Source organism: Streptomyces sp. NPDC004031, assembly GCF_053604375.1.
Window position 1 is genome coordinate 24,455 of the sequence record NZ_JBSGHL010000032.1, and the last position, 19,413, is coordinate 43,867.

19 protein-coding genes are annotated in these 19,413 nt (G+C 75.2%); 9 read left to right on the forward strand and 10 right to left on the reverse strand.

The features are described 5' to 3' along the window. Positions 1–30 precede the first annotated feature (30 nt). Positions 31–831: a carbohydrate ABC transporter permease gene (locus ACWERV_RS20945; RefSeq protein WP_398190523.1), complete on the forward strand. Its 801-nt coding sequence runs from the start codon at positions 31–33 to the stop codon at positions 829–831. Here ACWERV_RS20945 and ACWERV_RS20950 read toward each other — a convergent pair. The 7 genes from ACWERV_RS20950 to ACWERV_RS20980 all read right to left on the reverse strand — a co-directional run bounded on the left by ACWERV_RS20950 (position 809) and on the right by ACWERV_RS20980 (position 9,024). Then, positions 809–3,370, reverse strand: a complete 2,562-nt coding sequence (locus tag ACWERV_RS20950; protein ID WP_452935109.1) for a glycoside hydrolase family 2 protein — start codon at positions 3,368–3,370, stop codon at positions 809–811. The two genes, ACWERV_RS20945 and ACWERV_RS20950, sit on opposite strands and share 23 nt — an antisense overlap. 386 nt (positions 3,371–3,756) lie before the next feature. Continuing rightward, complete coding sequence (locus ACWERV_RS20955) at positions 3,757–4,281, reverse strand: hypothetical protein (protein WP_452935112.1); 525 nt, start codon at positions 4,279–4,281, stop codon at positions 3,757–3,759. Next, positions 4,278–5,624 carry a DUF58 domain-containing protein gene (locus ACWERV_RS20960; protein WP_452935114.1) on the reverse strand — a complete coding sequence of 449 codons (1,347 nt, stop codon included), beginning with the start codon at positions 5,622–5,624 and terminating at the stop codon, positions 4,278–4,280. Before ACWERV_RS20960 ends, ACWERV_RS20955 begins: the two co-directional genes overlap by 4 nt. After that, a complete protein-coding gene (locus tag ACWERV_RS20965) occupies positions 5,621–6,592 on the reverse strand; it encodes an AAA family ATPase (RefSeq protein WP_452935234.1) in 972 nt (323 codons plus the stop codon). The genes ACWERV_RS20960 and ACWERV_RS20965 overlap by 4 nt, the downstream gene beginning before the upstream one ends. A 96-nt stretch (positions 6,593–6,688) precedes the next feature. Further along, positions 6,689–7,204, reverse strand: coding sequence for a hypothetical protein (locus tag ACWERV_RS20970; RefSeq protein ID WP_452935117.1), 516 nt, complete (start codon positions 7,202–7,204; stop codon positions 6,689–6,691). Next, the gene (locus tag ACWERV_RS20975; protein WP_452935120.1) at positions 7,201–8,322 is read right to left on the reverse strand and encodes a DUF4129 domain-containing protein; all 1,122 of its coding nucleotides are present in this window, start codon (positions 8,320–8,322) and stop codon (positions 7,201–7,203) included. The genes ACWERV_RS20970 and ACWERV_RS20975 overlap by 4 nt, the downstream gene beginning before the upstream one ends. 126 nt (positions 8,323–8,448) lie before the next feature. Continuing rightward, positions 8,449–9,024 carry a hypothetical protein gene (locus ACWERV_RS20980; protein WP_452935123.1) on the reverse strand — a complete coding sequence of 192 codons (576 nt, stop codon included), beginning with the start codon at positions 9,022–9,024 and terminating at the stop codon, positions 8,449–8,451. Between the two features lie 237 nt (positions 9,025–9,261). On the opposite strand from ACWERV_RS20980, the gene ACWERV_RS20985 reads away from it, so the two are divergent. Further along, entirely contained in the window at positions 9,262–10,359 is a 1,098-nt protein-coding gene (locus ACWERV_RS20985) for a baeRF3 domain-containing protein (protein ID WP_452935125.1), read from the forward strand. A gap of 29 nt (positions 10,360–10,388) precedes the next feature. On the opposite strand, the gene ACWERV_RS20990 is transcribed toward ACWERV_RS20985, so the two are convergent. After that, positions 10,389–11,009 carry a hemerythrin domain-containing protein gene (locus ACWERV_RS20990; RefSeq protein ID WP_452935128.1) on the reverse strand — a complete coding sequence of 207 codons (621 nt, stop codon included), beginning with the start codon at positions 11,007–11,009 and terminating at the stop codon, positions 10,389–10,391. Positions 11,010–11,233: 224 nt separating this feature from the next. Here ACWERV_RS20990 and sigJ point away from each other — a divergent pair, with 224 nt between their 5' ends. Then, the gene (gene sigJ, locus ACWERV_RS20995; protein ID WP_452935129.1) at positions 11,234–12,283 is read left to right on the forward strand and encodes an RNA polymerase sigma factor SigJ; all 1,050 of its coding nucleotides are present in this window, start codon (positions 11,234–11,236) and stop codon (positions 12,281–12,283) included. Between the two features lie 124 nt (positions 12,284–12,407). On the opposite strand, the gene ACWERV_RS21000 is transcribed toward sigJ, so the two are convergent. After that, positions 12,408–12,989: an SRPBCC family protein gene (locus tag ACWERV_RS21000; RefSeq protein ID WP_452935132.1), complete on the reverse strand. Its 582-nt coding sequence runs from the start codon at positions 12,987–12,989 to the stop codon at positions 12,408–12,410. A 224-nt stretch (positions 12,990–13,213) separates the two neighbouring features. Between ACWERV_RS21000 and ACWERV_RS21005 the strand changes: the two genes are divergently transcribed. The 6 genes from ACWERV_RS21005 (at position 13,214) to mgtA (ending at position 18,925) form a co-directional block, all read left to right on the forward strand. Next, positions 13,214–13,678, forward strand: coding sequence for a universal stress protein (locus ACWERV_RS21005; protein WP_398190191.1), 465 nt, complete (start codon positions 13,214–13,216; stop codon positions 13,676–13,678). Positions 13,679–13,797: 119 nt separating this feature from the next. Further along, complete coding sequence (locus tag ACWERV_RS21010; protein ID WP_452935135.1) at positions 13,798–14,280, forward strand: cation:proton antiporter regulatory subunit; 483 nt, start codon at positions 13,798–13,800, stop codon at positions 14,278–14,280. A gap of 5 nt (positions 14,281–14,285) precedes the next feature. Beyond that, positions 14,286–15,503, forward strand: coding sequence for a cation:proton antiporter (locus ACWERV_RS21015; RefSeq protein ID WP_452935138.1), 1,218 nt, complete (start codon positions 14,286–14,288; stop codon positions 15,501–15,503). A gap of 68 nt (positions 15,504–15,571) precedes the next feature. Continuing rightward, the gene (locus ACWERV_RS21020) at positions 15,572–15,823 is read left to right on the forward strand and encodes a hypothetical protein (protein ID WP_398190200.1); all 252 of its coding nucleotides are present in this window, start codon (positions 15,572–15,574) and stop codon (positions 15,821–15,823) included. Positions 15,824–15,900: 77 nt separating this feature from the next. Next, positions 15,901–16,254 carry an ArsR/SmtB family transcription factor gene (locus ACWERV_RS21025; RefSeq protein ID WP_398190203.1) on the forward strand — a complete coding sequence of 118 codons (354 nt, stop codon included), beginning with the start codon at positions 15,901–15,903 and terminating at the stop codon, positions 16,252–16,254. Next, on the forward strand, positions 16,238–18,925 hold the full coding sequence (gene mgtA, locus ACWERV_RS21030; protein WP_452935141.1) for a magnesium-translocating P-type ATPase: 2,688 nt from the start codon (positions 16,238–16,240) through the stop codon (positions 18,923–18,925). The genes ACWERV_RS21025 and mgtA overlap by 17 nt, the downstream gene beginning before the upstream one ends. Here mgtA and ACWERV_RS21035 read toward each other — a convergent pair. Continuing rightward, a complete protein-coding gene (locus ACWERV_RS21035) occupies positions 18,908–19,255 on the reverse strand; it encodes a metalloregulator ArsR/SmtB family transcription factor (RefSeq protein WP_452935143.1) in 348 nt (115 codons plus the stop codon). The genes mgtA and ACWERV_RS21035 overlap by 18 nt on opposite strands. Positions 19,256–19,413: the final 158 nt, after the last annotated feature.

Sequence of the window (19,413 nt, forward strand, 5' to 3'; positions counted from 1 at the left end):
CGGGCCCGCCGCACGGTGGCCCGGACGCTGATGTACCTGTCGCTGGTCGCCGCGAGCGTGGTGGTGCTGCTGCCGCTGGTCGCGGTGCTGCTGACGTCGCTCAAGACCTCCCGCGAGATGGCCGACGGCAGCGGCGCGCTGACGCTGCCGCACAACTGGCTGAACTACCACAACTACGTGACGGCCTTCCGGGCCGGGAAGATGCTCAGGGCGTTCTGGAACACCGCCTTCATCCTGGTCTTCTCGATCGCCGGGACGGTGCTCATCGGCTCGATGGCCGCCTACGCGATCGACCGCTTCCACTTCCGGCTGCGGCGGCTGGTGATCGCGCTGTTCCTGATCGGCTCGCTGGTGCCGAGCGTGACCACCCAGGTGGCGACGTTCAAGATCGTGAACGACTTCGGCCTGTTCGACAGCCGCTGGGCGCCGATCCTGCTCTACATGGGCACCGACATCGTCTCGATCTACATCTTCCTGCAGTTCATCCGGGGCATCCCGGTGTCCCTGGACGAAGCGGCGCGCATCGACGGGGCGAACGCCTTCACCATCTACTGGCGGATCATCCTGCCGCTGCTGAAACCGGCCGTCGCGACGGTGGTCATCATCAAGGGCATCACCGTCTACAACGACTTCTACATCCCCTTCCTCTACATGCCCTCGGACGACCTGGGGACGATCTCCACCTCGCTCTTCCGCTTCAAGGGCCCCTTCGGGGCGCACTGGGAGGACATCTCGGCGGGCGCGATCCTGGTGATCGTGCCCACCCTGGTGGTCTTCCTGCTGCTCCAGCGCTTCATCTACAACGGGTTCACCCGGGGTGCGACGAAGTAGCCGGAGCCGTCCCCGGCCGCGGGCCGCGTACCGCCGCGTTGACGCTGAACAGCGCGGCGGCGGCGGCCTGCGGGGTGGGGACGTCCCAGCCGGTGACGGTGAAGGTGGCGCTCTCACCGGGCAGCAGCGTCGTCAGCCCCCGGTCGGCGCTCGCCCCGGGGGCGAGCCGGTCGGCCTGGAGCAGCAGGTCGCGCAGCAGGGCGCGGGCGGTCACGGTGACCTCGGCGGCGCCGTCGGGCAGCACCGCGAGATCGAGGTCCCAGGCGGGCTCGGGGTAGGCGAAGTCCTTGTCCCGGACGGGGAACCAGCAGGCCCGCTCGTCGCCCGCCCGCACCGTCAGCAGCTCCTTGCCGCCCTCCGCCGCGGGTAGCAGCTCGTCGGGCACGGGGATCTCCGCGACGCTTCTGGGCGCGGCGGAGAACGGCAGCCGGGCCTCGGCGAGCACGGCGCCGTCCACCGCGACACGGCGCAGCACGGCCTCGCCCGCCCACTCCCCCGCCGCCTGGTTGACCAGGGCCGCGACCTGCCCGCCGGGACGGGTCTGTACGGTGACGAGCCGGTCGGCGTAGAGCCGCGCCAGCTCGTGGTAGAGCGGCTTGGGGCGCTCGTCGCCGTCGATGGCGGCCCAGGAGGTCACCGGCCAACAGTCGTTGAGCTGCCACACGACGGTGCCGGCGCAGCGCGGCCAGTGCGCGCGCCAGTGCTCGATCCCGGTGGCGATCGCCCGTGCCTGGTTGACCTGGGTCAGGTAGTGCCAGGTGTCGAAGTCGTCCGGGACGGGGAAGTGGTGGGCAAGGCCCCGGGCGAGTTTGCCGTTGCCGTCCTCGGCCTTCTGGTGGTGCAGCATGCCGGGCGAGTCCGGCGTCAGCGGCTCGTCACCGATCGCCCGGCGGACGGTGGCGTACGCGGGCGGGGCCTGCCAGCCGAACTCGGCGACGAAGCGCGGCACGCTGTCGAGGTAGTCCGTGTAGTCCTGGCGGTTCCACACCTCCCAGGAGTGGGCGGTGCCGTGCCGCGGGTCGTTGGGGTGGTGCTCCCACGAGCCCGACCAGGGGCTGCCGGCCCAGTACGGACGCGTCGGGTCGGTCTCCGCGACGACGCGGGGCAGCAGGCCCAGGTAGTAGCCCTCGCCCCACGACGCACCGGCCAGCGCGGGCTCCCAGTCCCAGTCGCGGAAGCCCCACAGGTTCTCGTTGTTGCCGTTCCAGAGCACCAGGCTCGGGTGCGGGGCGAGCCTGGCGACGTTCTCCCGGGCCTCCGCCTCGACCTCGGAGCGCAGCGGCTGCTCCTCGGGATAGGCGGCGCACGCGAACGGGAAGTCCTGCCACACCATCAGGCCCAGCTCGTCGCAGGCGTCGTAGAAGTCGTCGCTCTCGTAGAGCCCGCCGCCCCACACCCGCACCAGGTCCACCCCCGCGTCCGCGGCCTGTTCCAGGCGGCGCCGGTAGCGGGCGGCGTCGATCCGGGTGGGCAGCACGTCGTCGGGGATCCAGTTGACGCCCCGGGCGAAGAGGGGCGTGCCGTTGACGACCAGGGTGAAGGCGCTGCCGTGCGCGTCGGGCGAGGTGTCGAGCGTGACCGTGCGGAAGCCGATGCGGCGCTGCCAGCGGTCGAGGACGCCGTCCGCGCCGTCCGCCGTCCGCACCGCCGGGTCGGTGAGGGTGACCTCGCACGCGTGCAGCGGCTGCTCGCCGTAGCCGCGCGGCCACCACAGCTCGGGCCCGGGGACCTCGGCGACGACGGTGACGCGGTCCGCGCCGGGCGGTACGGCCGTCCGCGCGCTGTGCTCGCCGACCCGCAGCAGGACCAGCAGCGGGCGGTCCGCGCCGGAGGAGGTGCGCTCCAGCTCGATCCGCACCTCGACCCGGCCCGTCCCGTCCGCGACGGTCACCAGCGGGGTGACCCGCGCCAGCCGGGCGGTCGACCAGTGCTCCAGCCTGACGGGCTTCCAGATCCCCGCGGTGACCAGGGTCGGACCCCAGTCCCAGCCGAACGAGCAGGCCATCTTGCGGACGTACTGGAAGGGCTCGGGATAGGAGTTGGGCCGGTCACCGAGCAGCCCCCGCACCCGCTCGGCCTCGGTGTAGGCCGACGTGAAGGCGACGCTCAACGGGAGCTGCGCGGTGGCCGAACGGTGCGCGGTGACGTCGAAGCGGAAGGAGCGGTGCATGTTGCGGGTACGGCCCAGCACGCCGTCGCCCAGGCGGATCTCGGCGACGGTGTCGAGGCCGTCGAAGACGAGGTCGCTGCGCTCGTGGGCCGTCGTGACGGGCGGCAGCACGGACTCGTACGTCCAGTCGGCGTGGCCGACCCAGGCGGCGTCGGCCTCGTTCCGGTCGAGAAACGGATCGGCCAGCAGACCCGCGGCCATCAGGTCGGTGTGGACGCAGCCCGGGACGACGGCCCGCACGGTGTCGCTGCCGCTGGGCTGGGGCGGGGCGGTTGCTTCCGCGTCTGCGTCTGCGCTTGGGCTTGCGCATGCGCTTGCGCGCGGCAGACGGAGGTTCCAGCCGTCGACCAGTGGCGTGACGTCCTTCATCGCTTCTCCCTTGCCTGGGGCGGTGGCTGGCGCATTAAACGGTAAAGCACGTCAAGTCCTGATGGGAAGCGATGGGTTCGTGCCTGGTCGGCACATTTACTGAACCGATACAGGTCGGTTCGCCGCAGTGCTCTCGCGGCGGGTGCGGTGGCCCTTTTGCGCCAGGGGCCGCCGCTTGCGGTGGGCTTCCGCGCCGTGCTGCCGGTGAGGGTTGACCGCGCAGTTCTCCCCCAGGCTTCGCCCGGGAGGTGCCCCCACGCGCCCCTGTGTGTCGCCGCCCTACGCATCCCCTGCCGGAGGACGGTTGAGCGTCTGTCAGGGGCGCAGGGAGCTGCGCGCAACCACTCACCGGGGGAAGGCGCGAAAGGTCCCCCGGAGGGGGCTGCTCAGCGGTGGCGGAGGGAGAGGGCGACGCAGGTGGTGGTCGCGGCTACGGCGAGGGCCGCGGGGAGGCGGGCCCAGGACGTGTCGGCCAGCGGGGCCTGGGCCGCGGCGAAGGTCACGGCGCAGGCCGCGGCCACGGCGGCGGCGGGCCGCAGGCGGTCGGTGTCCGGCGGGGCGGACGCGCTCATCGTCCAGGCGTCCGTGACGAGCAGATACGCGGCCAGCAGCCCGACCACGCACGCGGCGAGCCATGCCGCGGGCGCGGTGACCGCGGCGAGCACCACCGCCCCGGCGGGCAGCAGCGTGTTGCGGCGGTGGACGGCGACGTCCTTCCACCGCATGGACGTCAGCACCGGCCGGGCGTCGACGAGCGGCGCGGCCCACCACGCGGCGGCCACGGCGGCGGCGACGAGCAGCCAGCCGATGAGCGGTCCGGTCACGGTGCGCGGCGGGTTGCAGGCGGCGACGGCCAGTGCGGCGCCCAGGACGCGGGCGGTCAGCCGGTGGGCACCCGTCGTGCGGCTCATCGGCTTCCTCCGCGGATCCGGGTGCGCAGCAGTGGCGCGAGGGCGAGGTCGAGCGTCTCGCCGGGGGTGTGGGTGACGACGGCGATGCCGCGTTCGGTGAGCGCGAAGCGCATCGCCTCGCGGTCGGCGCGCCACAGCCGCAGCGCGAGCTGTGCGCGGGTGTCGCCGGGTTCGACGTCCGGGTCGCCGCTGGGGATCTCGACCACGACCAGCGGGTTGGCCCGTGCCCTGACCTGGTCGAGGACGTCGAGGATGCGCTGGTCGGTGAGCGGTGTGAAGACGTAGACGAGCGCGTTCTCGGGGAGCGCGGGCGGCGGGAGCCGGCGCAGGCCGGTCGTGCGGTAGCCGAGGTCCTTGCGGACGTCGAGGACGCTTTCCACGATGCGGTAGAAGTACGTCTGGCCGCTGCCGGGCTGGAGCCACCGGGTGGCGCCGCCGACGGAGACGACACCGATGCGGTCGTGGGTGCGCAGGTAGGCGCGGACGAGTCCGGCGGCCGCGCGGAAGGTCTCGTCGAGCGAGGACGCCCCGGTCGCGGGGTCGCGGACGTCGGCGAGCACGTCGAGCAGCACCACCGTGTCGGAGGCCTTCTCGGCGGCGAACTGGTGGAGCTGGAGTTCGCCGCGGCGGGTGGTCGCGGGCCAGTGGATGCGCCGCTGCCGGTCGCCGACGACGTACGGGTGGACGCCGGTGACCTCGACGCCCTCGCCGCGCTGCGTCGAGGTGTGCTCACCGAGCCGCTGCGGCAGCCGGACCGGGATGGGGGTGACGGCGGCGGCGCTGGGCACGGGGAAGACCGCGACCTCGCCCAGGTCCACCCGGACGGTGCGGCGGGCGGCGCCGCCCACGTCGTACACGTCGATGTCGACCGTGCCGACGCTCCAGCGGCCCCAGCGCTCCGCGGTGAGCAGCAGGGTCAGGTGCCGCGAGCCGGGCCTGAGTTCGTCCAGGCGCAGGCCGGGGCCGGGGGTGACGCCCGGGTCGAGGCGTCCGGCGGTGCCGTCGAGGCCGAGGGTGATGGTCACGGTGAGCTGCTCGCCCTCGAAGCAGCGGCGCGGCTGGACGTCCACGGCCGGGTCGATGCGGTGCGGGCGGGTGCCGGCGGGCAGTGCCAGGGCGAGCAGCGCGAGCGGCGCGGCCGCCGCGGCGAGCAGCCAGGCGTGCCCGGTGACCAGGGCGGCGGCGACCGCGACGGCGGCGACGGTGGCGTACCGCAGCGCGCCCTCGGAGGCCCGCCAGCCGGGCGGCGGCGGGCTCGGCGGCTCGGTGGGCCCGCCGCCGGAGGCGTCGCGGCCGCCGAGGGCGCGCTCGACGGCCGCGGACCGGCCGGTCCCGGGTGTCATGAGGCGACGCGGCTGCGGGGCAGGGTCTGCGGCGCGGCGACGGACCGCACGATCTCGGCGATGACGTCGTCGGCGTCGATCTGCCGCACCCACAGTTCGGGCTTGAGGGTGACGCGGTGGGCGAGCGCGGCGACCGCGACGTCCTTGACGTCCTCGGGCGTGACGTAGTCACGCAGGTCCAGGACCGCGCGGGCGCGGGCGAGCTGGACCAGCGCGAGGCCGCCGCGCGGTGAGGCGCCGACCTGGATGTGCTGGTGGGCGCGGGTGGCCCCGACGAGCGCGACGACGTAGTCCAGCAGGTCGTCCTCGACCTCGACCCGCTCCACGGCGGCGCGCATCGCCAGCACGTCCTTGGGGCTGCCGAGGGTGCGCAGCACCGCCTCGGGGGCGGCCCGAGCGATCCGGGCGCGCAGCATCCCGGTCTCCTGCTCAGCCGTCAGGTAGCCCATGCGCACGCGCAGCAGGAAGCGGTCGAGCTGGGCCTCGGGCAGCGAGTAGGTGCCCTCGTACTCGATGGGGTTGGCGGTGGCGATGACGACGAACGGGTCGGGCAGCGGGCGGGTGCTGCCGTCGATGGACACCTGGGACTCGGCCATCGCCTCCAGCAGCGAGGCCTGCGTCTTGGGCGGGGTGCGGTTGATCTCGTCGGCGAGCAGCAGGTGGGTGAAGACGGGGCCGGGCCGGAAGACCATGTCGCCGGAGCGCTGGTCGTAGAAGGGCGCGCCGGTGACGTCGGAGGGCAGCAGGTCGGGGGTGAACTGGATGCGCCGGAAGTCCAGGCCGAGGGCGGCGGCGAAGGAGCGGGCCATGAGGGTCTTGCCCAGGCCCGGCAGGTCCTCGATGAGGACGTGGCCGCCGGCGAGGATGCCGAGCATGACCATCTCCAGCGGCCGGGACTTGCCGACGACGGCGGTGCGTATCTCGGCCAGCACCCCGGCGGCGCGCTCACCGGCCTCCCGCGGGGTCATGGCGTACGGGCCTGCGGCGTCGGCGATGCGGTCTTCGGTCACGTGCGGTTCCTCACCTTGCCTGGACGTGGGACGGGCGGCGGGGCGCGGGCGCGGTCACAGCGCCTCCAGCCGGTCGAGCAGGGCGCGCAGCACCCGCTCGGGGTGGTCGGGGCGCCGCACGGGGCGGCGGTGCGGGTCGATCCAGGGCCACAGGTCGGCACCGACCAGGGCCTTGGCCCGCTCGGGGTGGCGGTGCAGGTGCACGCCGTGCCGCTCGGCGAGCCGGGCGGCGAAGAGCCGCTGGAGCTGCGGGCGGAGCGTGGCGACGAAGTGCACGTCGGCGCCTTCGCCGATCGACTTGTCGACGATGCGCTGCCATTCGCCGAGTGCGGGGGCGCGGCTGCCGAGCAGCCGTACGTTCCGCCGGAAGCCGCTGTCCTGGGCGCCCGCGCCGGTGGCGTAGCGGGCGACGGCCAGGCCCGCGACGGTGCACACGGCCAGTGCGGCGGCGGCGCCGGCCGCCCCCTCGGCGAGGGCGAGCACGACGACGGCGGCGACGCCGGCCGCGCCCAGCAGGAGCAGCGAGTGGCGTACGGAGCCGGGGGTGCCGGGCTCGGGCGGCTGGGTCACCGGTGGGCTCCCGTCGTCGGGTGCGGCCCGCGGCCCTGCGGGGCGGTGCCGGGCTCCGGGGCCGGGTCCGCCGCGGCCTGCGCCGCTTCGTCGGCCTGGGCGGCCGCCGCCTCGCGGGCGGCGGCCTCGGCGAGCTGGGCGGCGATGGCGTCCAGCGCGGCGGCGGCGCGGTCGCGGTGGGTGGTGTCCATGGGGTGCGTGGAGTAGCGGGCCTCGCGGAAGAGCCCGGTCAGGTCGGCGGCGTGCGGGCCGCCGAGCAGGCCGCGGCCGGCGGCCCGCTCCAGCAGGTCCTGCGGGCTGTCGGAGGCGTGCCGGGCGACGCCGGAGCCGGCCAGGGACCGTTCCATGGCGGCGTAGCAGGCGATGACGGCGGCCCGCGGGTCGCCGTCGCCGAGCAGCGCGCGGCGGCCGGAGTCGACGGCCTCGGCGAGTGCTCCCTGCTCGTCGGGCTCGTGCAGGTACGGCTCCGCGGTCTCGTGCGCCGAGGGCCGGTACAGCTGCCGCCACAGCTTGTACCCCGCGACGAGCAGCACGACGGCGAGCAGCACGAGGGCCAGCACGACCACCAGGTGCGGGAGGGTGATCGACGGTCCGTGGCCGGGCTTGTGCGTCGGGGGCGCGTGGACCGGGACGTGGGTGCCGCGACCGGGGAGGGCCGTGGAGGGGGGTGGCGGCGGCGGGGTGGCCGGGGAGTGCCGGAAGGGGTGCTTGAGGAGCAGCAGCAGCGGTATCGCGAGGGCGGCGGCGACCAGCGTGACGCTCACGGCGTCGGCGAGCCGCTGCTCGAAGGGCGGCAGGTCGAAGCGGTGGCCGACGCGGGCCCGGTAGCGGCCGGCCACCATGAGTCCGGCGCCCAGGACGGCCAGCGCGAGCACGATCACGGCGCCGGTGCTGTCCAGCGGCCCGCCGCTCTTGGCCAGCAGCGAGTGGCCGGGGTGCAGCAGCACGGCGCCCAGGGCGGTGCCCGCGGCGGCGACCAGCGCGAGCGCGGTGCCCGCTGCCGCCGTCCTGCTCCCCCGCCCGGTGCCCGGCGCCGCCGCGGGCTTCCCCGCCCCGTCCGGCGTGTCCGGCTGTCCCGTCGTCCCGCCCGCTCCGGCTGTGGCGTCCTGCCCGTCCACCGCCGCCTCCCCTCGCCCCGAAGTCGGAAGCTTCGCACACGGGTCCGGGGGTGTCAGCGGCGGCCCCCGGGCCGGACGTCGGGCGGGGCGGCGGCGGAGCGCGGGGCGTGGCCGGGAAGCGGCAGGTCAGAAGCGCTGGGCCTTGGCGACCCGCGGGGTGAGGACGGTGCCGCGGTCCTTGGTGGTGAAGGCGATGGTCTGGGCGCTTTTGCCCGCGCCGACGCCGGTGGCGCCGACCACGGAGCTGTTCACGACGTGGCCGGTGGAGTCGGCGAACTCGACCTTGACCGCGTAGGAGGCGGTCTTGTCGGTGTTGTTGGCCATGCCGACGACGACCGCGTTCAGCCCGCCGGTCTGGGCGGTCGGCACGCTGGTGAGCTGCACGGAGTCGATCGCGTTGCCCTGCCCCGCGGCCTTGGCGAGGGCGGCGTCGAAGGAGGCGGCGGCGCTGGTGGCGCCCGCGCCGACCGAGGCGGCGAAGCTGGAGGCCGCCGCCGCGGCCGACGAGGCGGCCGCGGCCCCGCTGGAGACCGCGGAGCGCACCGCCGAGGGCAGCCGGGTGCCGGACGGGGTGCTGCCGCCCGAGGAGTCGTCGCAGCCGCTGACGAGCGCGAGACCGCCCGCGCAGGCGGCGACCAGGGCGGCGGCGGTCGCGGCCCGCAGCCGGCCGGCGGCCGGGACGCGTCGTCGGTGTCGGGTCACGTCGGTCCCCTTCTGCTCCGCGGGCGGCAGGCCCGGTCCCCTTCACCGTGCGGGGTCGCGGCGGTACGCGCAGCGCCCGGCGGGCCGTCCGGGTGACCGGCCGCGGCACCCGGACGGGAGAGCGGGGGCGCGTCCACAAGCTGCGGGGGGCGGCACATTGTTATATCCAGGAAGGGACGACGAGACGCCCCGGGGGACGTCTCCGGCAGATGTTGCAGCCGCCGAAAGGGCACCGACATGCACGCGCCGATCAGTCCCGCCATCCTCGCCGACCTGCGCCGCCCGCGACCGTATCCGGCCGTCTCGATCCTGCTCCCCACGCACCGCCGTGAGCCGGACAACGCCCAGGACGCCGTCAGGCTGCGCAACCTGCTGGAGGAGGCCAAGGACGCGGTGCACAACGATCCGGAGGTCTCGCGGGCGGACCGGATCGACGTGATCGGGCAGCTCGACCAGGCCCTCGGCGAGGTGGACCTGGTGCACGCCGAGGACGGGCTGGCGATCTTCGCCGCGCCGGGCGAGCACCAGGTGTGGACGCTCGCCCGCACGGTTCCGGCCCGGGTGCTGCTCGCGCAGACCTTCCTGACCCGCAACCTGGTGGCCGCGCACGTGGCGAACCAGCCGTACTGGGTGCTGGCGCTGTCCGCGGACGTCGCGACGATGTGGAGCGGGTCGAAGGGGCGGGCGCCGGAACAGGTCACCGGGGCCTTTCCGGTCCGGCGGGCGCTGGAGGACTTCGACCCGGAGCGCGAGGAGCGCATCGGCGACACGCCGAGCGTCTTCAACGACGAGTCCACCCGGCAGTTCCTGCGGGAGGTGACCGAGAAGGCCGGGGTCGTGCTGGCCGCCGACCCGCAGCCGCTGTACGTCGTCGCGGAGTCGGAGGCGCTGGCCGCGCTGAACGACGCGGGCAAGCTGGTCAAGGAGTCCGCCGGGCAGATCGTGCAGGGCGGACTGGCCGAGGGCCCGGCCGAGGCACTGCGCAGGGCGCTGGCCGAGGCGGCGGGGCAGCGGGCCGCGGAGGAGGTCGGCGAGGTGCTCGCCGAGCTGGACCAGGCCCGCAGCCGGAAGGCCTTCGCGGGCGGCGTGGACGAGGTGTGGCAGTCGGTGGCCGAGGCCCGGGTGGCGCTGGTGGCGATCGAGGACGGCTACCGCACGACGGTCCGCGACGACGGCGACCACCTGGTCCCGGCCGCGGCGGGCGACCGGGGAGCCAGGGACGACATCGTCGACGAGATCGCCGAGCAGGCACTGGACACGGGCGCGCGGGTACGGTTCGTGCCGGACGGCGAGCTGGCGGACGTCGGACACGTGGCGGCGGTGCTCAGGTACTGAGGCGGCCGGGGCGGAGCCCGGCCGGCCGGTCAGGACTGCCAGGGGCCGTTCTTCGCGTAGGAGCGCTGCCAGAACAGCTTGTTGACGACGCGCACCGGCGGCGGGAAGGCCCCGAGGAACTCCTTCTCCTGGACGGGGGTGGAGCCGTCGAGCACCCACGGGATGTATGTCGCGACGCCCTTGAGGCCGAACTTGCGGGCGTTGGCGAGGCCGAACTTCCGCCATTCCGCGGGGGTCAGGACCTCCTGGATGAGCGGCAGCGCGCTGTCCTCCTCGTGCCGGAAGTGGCCGTCCATGACCTGGTAGAGGTCCTCGATCTTCGCCCCGAGGTCCGGGTCGGCGCTGTGCAGTGCCGCGTCGACGGCGTCGATGCGCGGGCCGAGTTCGGCGTGCTCGGCCTCCATGTCCTTCATCAGCTGCTGGGCGTCGGGGCGGCCGGCGATCTTCGCCTCGACCTGCGGCCACAGGGCCACGTCCTCGACGGAGTGGTGGTGGTGCAGCTGCCTGCTGAAGTTCGCCCAGCCGGCCAGCGCCTGCGGTGCGCGCCCGCGGCCGGCCTCCGTGGCGGCCGCGAGCCGCTGCAGGTCGCGGCGGAAGGCGCGGTGGGTCGCGTACATGATGGTGAAATCGATCTGGTCCGAGTCGGTCACGGCGGCCCGCTTCCTCTCCTGTCCGGTGGTCCCGCCGCCCCGGTGGCGCGGCGGGGGCGGACCGGCGCACCGGCCCACGCTCACAGGAGGTCCGGGCCGCGCGGAGTGTGACATCCGACGCGTCCGGAGAGACGCGCGTCACACTCGCGCGGCGCGATGTCACGCTGGAGGCGGTGCGCACCCTCCCAGGGGGGACGGGGAATCGCACCACGGGAGGCTGCATCGTGTCCGACGCACCGGCCACGCACGACGACACCGGGTCCGCGGGGGACGGCGGGCCCGCGCGGGACGGCGGCGGCGCCGCGGGCGACCGCGCGACCGCGGAGTTCGTCGGCCATCGCGAGCTGCTGTTCTCGGTGGTCTACAACATGCTCGGCAGCGCCGCGGACACCGAGGACGTGCTCCAGGAGACCTGGCTGGCCTGGACCCGCCGCACGGAGCAGGGGCGGGCCGCGGACATCGTCAACCCGCGGGCGTACCTGGTGCGGATCGCCGTCAACCAGGCGCTCGCCCGGCAGGCGAGCATCAGCCGGCGGCGCGAGACGTACGTCGGCCCGTGGCTGCCGGAACCGCTGCTCACCGAGGCGGCGCCGGAGGTGGCGGACTCCTCGCAGGCCACGCGCTCGGTGGACGCGGCCGACGCGGCGCTGCGCGGGGAGTCGGTGTCGATGGCCATGCTGGTGGTGCTGGAGACGCTGACGCCGCTGGAGCGGGCGGTGTTCGTGCTGAACGAGGTGTTCGGCTACGCGCACACCGAGATCGCCGGGATCCTGGAGCGCAGCCCGTCGGCGGTGCGGCAGCTCGCGCACCGGGCGCGCGAGCACGTCCAGGCGCGGCGGCCCCGCTACCAGGCCGACCGGCGGCTCCAGCGGCAGGTGACCGAACGCTTCATCTCCGCGGCGCTGGGCGGCGACCTGGCGGGCCTGATGACGCTGCTGGCGCCGGACGTGACGCTGTGGGCGGACGGCGGCGGGCTGCCGGGGGCGCTGGTGCGGCCGGTGTCGGGCCAGGAGAACGTGGCGCGGCTGCTGACGGGCTACGCGGCCAACCGGCTGCCGCGGTCGGCGGACATCCGCTACCGGCAGGTCAACGGCGATCCGTCCGTGGTGGTCGTCACCGACGACTCCCCCACCGCGGTCATGGTCGTGGACCTGGACCCGGTCGACGACAAGGTCACCGACATCTACCTGGTGCTCAACCCGGACAAGCTCTCCCGGGTCGGCGAGGACGCGCAGGCCCCGGACGGCGCGGCCGGTCCCGGCGGGGAGGTGTGAGGAAGGCCCGGACGCACAAAGGCCCCCGGACATGCGGAGCCCCGGCCGGGACGGGGGGACCAGGCCGGGGCGGTCGCAGTGGCGGGCTCGGGGGAGTGCCTCGCCACGAGGATTAGTTTAACACTCAATGAGCGTAGTCGAATCCGCCGGGCGCCGACGACACCGGCAGGCTGCCCGCGGCCGGTGCGAGAGCCCCGGCGGCGGGGCCCGCGGCAGGCCCCGCGGACGCTCCGGCGACCGGCAGTGCCGGGCTCTTCACGGCGGTCGCGGCGGGCACGGCGCCGCCGAGCAGATCGCGGAACTTCCCGGCGTCGACCGGCAGGTCCCGGCGCCAGGCCATCGCGACGACGGGGGCGAGCAGCAGCAGCGCCGCGCTCAGACAGCTGGTGACCGACAGCCGCACCATGGTGCCGTCGGCGTGCGGGATGAGGTCGAAGCCGTAGACGGGCACCTGGGTGCCCAGCGGGCTCCACATGCGCTGGCCGCGGAAGACTATGCGGCGCGAGGGCTGGAAGTCGGCGCACACCAGCCGGTGCGGGCGTCGGCGGCCGGGGTAGCGGTAGCGGTAGGCGGCGTCGCGGCCGGGCACCACGTCGTCGGAGTCGACGGCGCTCACGCCGGAGCTCCAGAGGGCGAGATTGCGGGCGTCGGCGAGAAAGTCGAAGACCTCGGTGTCCGGCCTGGGCACGAAAACACTCGTGGACACGCTCGGCATGACAAACCTCCCCGGTAGCGGCGTGGGCGGCGAGCCGGCGCGAAGGCGCGGGCCTGACCTCGGTCCACGCGCCCGGCGGAGGGCGCCGCCTGTTTCACTCCTCCCGAGAAGCGTGCCCCGCAAAGGTGCACATGTCGTGGCAATACACCCATTGGGGTGAGCACTCAGCGTCGCCAGGGGTGAAACCGCAGGCCGGGGGCCTATAGCCTGACCGCGTGGACGAGCAGAAATCCCCTGTGCGTTTCGAACGCGGCACCGACGGCCCGAAGGTCATCGTGGCCGGACTCGACGGTTCCGACTCGTCCTGGCGCGCCGCGGCGTACGCCGCCGGGCTCGCACGCCGGCAGAACGCGCTGCTGGCCCTCGTCTACGTGCAGTCGTACCTGCCCGGTGGCGCCGCGCTCGGCGTCCCGGTGGCCGACGTGGACACCGGGATCGCCGACCAGTTGGTCGCCGATATCCGCGCGTCCGTGGAGCGGCTGCGCGGCACCTTCCAGGTGCGGTGGGAGTTCCACACCTTCCGCGGCGACGCCTACGGCGGGCTGGCCACCGCGGCGGACGAGCTGAAGGCCGACGCGGTCGTGGTCGGCGCCTCGGAGCGGGCCGGCCACCGGTTCGTGGGCTCGGTCGCCGTGCGGCTGGTCAAGGCGGGCAAGTGGCCCGTCACCGTGGTGCCGTAGCCGCCGCTCCCGGGCCCCGCGGCCCTCCCGGCGGGAACGCACAGTGACCGTTCCCACGTCAGAGGGGTCGGCGGTCATGGTTGGATGGGGTGCCAGGCCTGTCTACCCTGGAGCCCCGCATGGACAACGAGTTCCGCCCGCGACGCACCCCGCTGCCCGGTGTCGGCGTGCGCTACGACGTGGTCACCGACGACGGCCGCCATGTGTCGGTGGTGGCGCATCTGGACGGCCGGCGGTGGCTGGCCTTCCACGACCCCGCGGACGACGACGCCTGCCGGGAGACGGTCCTGCTGGACCCGCACGAGGCCGACGCGCTGGCGAAGATCCTCGCCCCCGAGCCGCTGCGGCAGTACCTGCCCGCCGGGATCGACCTGGTGACGGAGAAGATCCCGGTGACCGCGCGCTCCCCTTTCGGCGGCCGGCTGCTGGGCGAGACGCAGGCCCGCACCCGTACCGGCGCCTCGATCGTCGCCGTGCTCCGGCGCACCTCGGCGACGCCCTCCCCCGCGCCGGACTTCCGCTTCGCGGTGGGGGACGTCCTGGTCGTCGTCGGCACCCGTGAGGGCGTCGAGGCCGTGGCCGACCTGATCGAGGGAGGGTGACACACGTGGAGAACACCGACCTGCTGCTGGAGTTCGGCGCGGTCATCCTCGGGCTCGGCGTCCTCGGGCGCTTCGCCGACCGGTTCGGCTTCTCGGCGATCCCCCTCTACCTGCTCGCCGGGCTGGCCTTCGGGCAGGGCGGCCTCCTCCCGCTCGACGCCAGCGAGCAGTTCATCGCCACCGGGGCCGAACTCGGCGTCATCCTGCTGCTCCTGCTGCTCGGACTGGAGTACAGCGCGCCCGAACTCGTCGGCAGCCTGCGGACCCAGTACCCCTCCGGCGTGGTCGACTTCGTCCTCAACGCCACCCCGGGCGCGGCCGCCGCGCTGCTGCTGGGCTGGGGCCCGGTCGCCGCGGTGGTGCTCGCCGGTGTCACCTGGGTCTCCTCCTCCGGGGTGATCGCCAAGGTGCTGGGCGACCTCGGGCGGCTCGGCAACCGCGAGACACCGGTCGTCCTCGGCGTCCTGGTCATCGAGGACCTGGCGATGGCCGTCTACCTGCCGCTCGTCACGGCGGTGCTGGCGGGGATGAGCCTGGCCGGGAGCAGCGTCGCGCTGCTGATCTCGCTCGGCACCGTCGCGGTGGTGCTCTACGTCGCCCTGCGGCACGGGCGGCTGATCAGCCGGGCGGTGTCCACCAGCAACGCCGAACTCCTGCTGCTGGTCGTCCTCGGGCTGACGCTCGTCGTCGCCGGTTTCGCCCAGCGGCTCCAGGTGTCCGCCGCCGTCGGGGCGTTCCTGGTCGGCATCGCGCTGTCCGGTGAGGTGGCCGAGGGCGCCCGCAACCTGCTCACCCCGCTGCGCGACCTGTTCGCCGCCCTCTTCTTCGTCTTCTTCGGGCTCAGCACCGACCCGGCGGCGATACCGTCCGTGCTCCCGCTGGCCCTCGGCCTGGCCGCGGTCACGGCCGGCACCAAGGTCGCCACCGGGTGGTACGCGGCGCGGCGCGCGGGCGTCGGGTCCGCCGGGCGCTGGCGGGCGGGCGGCGCGCTCGTCGCCCGCGGTGAGTTCTCCATCGTCATCGCGGGGCTGGCGACCGCCACCGAGCCCCGCATCGGGCCGCTGGCCACCGCGTACGTGCTGGTCCTGGTCATCGCCGGGCCGGTCGCGGCCCGTGTCACGCAGCCCGCCGCCCAGGCGCTCGGCCGGCTGCGCTCCCCGCGGCCGCCGGACGACGGCGGGACACCGGCGGTGGAGCCGGAGCGGACGGCGGCCGCGAACTGACCGGCCGGCGGACGTACGGTTGCTCACATCCACCAGTTGTTCAGTTACGCAAGTCCTAAACTGTCCTCATGGCAGGAACCGAGAGCGCGCCGGGCGCGACGAGTCAGCGCGGGACGCCGGTCCCCGAGGAGGCCGGTCTGGAGGGCGGGCCCGCCGACGGGCTGCGGGTACGGGTCGCCGGGCGGCCCCAGGTGCTCCAGGTGACCGTCGAGTGCCCGGTGGTGGGCGACGGCCGGGGGCTGCAGGTCTCCGCGCTGCACGTCTACCGCCGCCGCGGCGGGCTCCCGCTGAGTTACGGGTGGGACGGGGCGAGCCCCTGACCGGTGCGTGGTACGGTCCGCCGTCGGGCGGTGCGCGGTCCGGTGCCCCGACAGGCGCCGGGGGCAGGGAGGTTCACGTGACGAGGTCGGCCGGAGACCACCGCGATCCCTCGGCCGAGGTGCTCCAGGACGCGGCCGCCGCGTTCGGTCTGCTCGCCTCGCCGATGCGCCTGCACATCGTGTGGATCCTGGCCCAGGGCGACTGCGACGTCACCGGTCTCGCCGAGCGGGTCGGCGCCTCGCTGCCCGCGGTCAGCCAGCATCTGGCCAAGCTCAAGCTGGCCGGGCTCGTGCGCTCCCGCCGCGAGGGCCGGCGGCAGGTCTACCTGGTCGACGGTCCCGACGTGGTGACGGTCGTCCGCGTGATGGTCGGCCAGCTGGCCCAGCGCGAGACGCCCTCCCGCAAGACCGCCCGTGGCCTGGGCGCCTGACCGCACGGCCGGCCCCGCACCGCGGACCACCGGTCCCGCCGGGTCCGGCGGGTCCGGCGGGGCGCCCGCCGCGGCGGGCGGCACCGTGCTGGAGGTGCTGCGCCACCTGGAGAGCGGGCCGCGCGGCCTGACCGAGGCCGAGGCGGAGGAGCGGCTGGTCCGCTGCGGCGAGAACACCCCGCCCGGCCGCCGCCCGCCGTCCTGGCCGGTGCGCTACGCCCGCACGCTGCGCGACCCGTTCACCGCCGTCCTGCTGTGCCTGGGGCTGGCGTCCGCGCTGGTCTCCTCGTGGGGCGCGGCCTGTGTGATCACCGTGCTGGTCCTGGTCAGCAGCGCGCTGCGGTCGCACGCGGAATTCCGCGCCGACCGCTCCGCGGCCGACCTGCTGCGGCTCGTCGCCGCCACCGCGACCGTGCAGCGCCGGGCGGGACCGGACGCCGCGCCCCGGCTGCGCGAGCTGCCCGTCGCCCTGCTCGTGCCGGGGGACGTGATCCGGCTGGGCCCCGGCGACGTCGTCCCTGCGGACGTACGGCTGCTGCGCGCGCAGAACCTCACGCTCCACCAGGCGGCCCTCACCGGCGAGTCCGCGCCCGCGGCCAAACGCCCGCTGGACGTGCCGGGACCCGCGGGCGGCGCCTTCGACCGTGCGGACGTGTGCTTCCAGGGCAGCAGCGTGGCCTCCGGCAGCGCGACGGCGGTGGTCACGGCCACCGGCGCGCGCACCGCGTTCGCCCGCGCCCACCACTCCCCGGGCAGCCGCCCGCGCTCCGCGTTCGACCGGGCCGTCAACGGCATCTCCTGGATGCTCGTCCGCTTCATGCTCGTCACCCCGCCGCTGGTGCTGACCGCGGGCGCGGCGCTGCGCGGCCGCGGCCTGGAGACGCTGCCGTTCGCCGTCGCCGTGGCCGTGGGCCTCACCCCGGAGATGCTGCCCGTCGTCGTCACCACCGTGCTCGCGCGCCGGGCCGCGGGCCTCGCCCGCGAGCGGGACGTCGTGGTGCGCCGGCTGCCCGCGCTGCACAACCTCGGCGCCGTGGACGTCCTGTGCACCGACAAGACCGGCACCCTCACCCTCGACCGGCCGGTGGTCCAGGGGTGCGTCGACGCCGCGGGGCGCCCCGAGCCGCGGGTGCTGCACTGGGCGGCGGTGAACAGCCTGTGGAACCTCCAGCTGGCCGAACTGCCCGCGGCCGACCCGCTGGACGAGGCCGTCCTCGACGCCGCCGCCGCGGCGGGCGACGCCTACGAGGACGCCTACGACGGGGTCGCGGCTCTGCCCTTCGACCCCTCGCGGCGCATCTCCACCGCGGTCGTCCGGCGGACCGGCCGCCGCGCCCGGCACGTCGTGGTCGTCAAGGGCGCCGCCGAGGAGGTGCTGCGGCGCTGCACCCGGGCCGCCACCCGCGACGGGGACACCGCCCTGGACGCGCCCGCCCGGGAGCGGGCCGCCGCCCTCGCGGCCGGGCTCGCGGGCGAGGGCCTGCGGGTGCTCGCGGTGGCCCGCGCCGAGCGCCCCGCCCGGCCGGGGCCGTACGGCGCCGCCGACGAGCACGGCCTGACCCTCGCGGGCTTCGTGACCCTGCGCGACGCCCCGGCGCCCAGCGCGGCGGCCGCGCTCGACGACCTGCGGCGGCACGGGGTCGCGGTCAAGGTCGTCACGGGCGACCACCCCGGCACGGCCGCGCGCGTGTGCCGGGATCTGGGCTTCGATCCGGGCACGGTCGTGAGCGCCGAGGCCGTCGACCGGCTCGACGACCGGGAGCTGGCCGAACTCGCCGACCGGGCCACGGTCTTCGCCCGCTGCACCCCCGAGCACAAGGCCCGCATCATCGGCGCCCTGCGCGCGGCCGGCCGGACGACCGGCTTCCTGGGCGACGGCGTCAACGACCTCCCGGCCCTGCGGGCCGCCGACGTCGGGATCTGCCCCGGCGACGCCACCGACGTCGCACGCGAGGCCGCCGACGTCGTCCTGGCCGCCAAGGACCTCACGGCGATCGACCACGCCATCCGCGCGGGACGGAACGCCACCGGGGTGATCGCGGCCTACCTCCGCATCGCGCTGTCCTCCAACCTCGGCAACGTCGTCGCGATGCTCGCGGCCGGTCTGCTGCTGCCCTTCCTGCCCATGCTGCCCGCGCAGGTGCTGCTGCAGAACCTGTGCTTCGACGCCGCCCAGCTCACTTTGGCCTACGACCGGCCCGCCCCCGACGGCGCGCGGCGCCCCTCGCCGCTCGAACCGCGCGCCCTGCTGCGCTTCGTCACCGCCTTCGGGCTGCTCAACGCGGCGGCGGACCTCGCGACCTTCGCCGTGCTCGTCCTCACCGTCCCGGGCTCGGACCACCGGGCCGGCCAGGCCGCCTTCCACGCCGGGTGGTTCACCGAGAACCTGCTCACCCAGGCCCTGGTGATGCTCATGCTGCGCACCGGCGGCCGCACCGCGCCGCACCGCGCCCCGCGCGCGATCCGCGCGGCCGCCGCGACGCTTGCCGTCATCGGCCTGGCCCTGCCCCTGTCGCCCGCCGCCCGCACGCTCGGCATGACCGCGCTGCCCGCGGTCTACTACGCGCTGCTGGCCGCCGTGCTGGCGCTCTACGCCGCCGCGCTGCGCGTGGTGAGGTCCCGGCACACGACGGGGCGGGCCACGGCGCGCAGTTCAGGCGGGCGGTCCTGACGCGTCCGGCCCCGCGTCCGGGACGGAGAAGCGCCGCAGCATCAGGAGCACCAGCGTCTCCACCCGCGGATCCTCGACGGCGTAGAGCACCCGGCGCCCGGCCCTGCGGGACCGCACCAGGCCGGCCGCCCGCAGCATCGCCAGGTTCTCGCTGGCGGTGGACATCGCGTTGCCCACGGCCGCGGCGAGCGCGCTCACGTCGCTCTCGCCGTCCAGCAGTATCCGCACCAGCCGCAGCCGCAGCGGCGAGGAGAGCACACCGAAGGCCGCCGCCGCCCGCGCGACCGCCTCGGCGGACGGCTCCTCCACGGCGTCCCCACCCGCTGTCACCACCGCACCCCGGTATGGCCCCTCGGATTCAGAAGTTGCGCAACGCGGCAAGTCTAGGCCGCGTGAAGCCGGGCCCGCAGCAGGTCGGCCGAGCCCCCGGCGGGACACCCCGCCGGACAGCGCGAAGGGCGCCCCGGCGGTGGCCGGGGCGCCCTTGA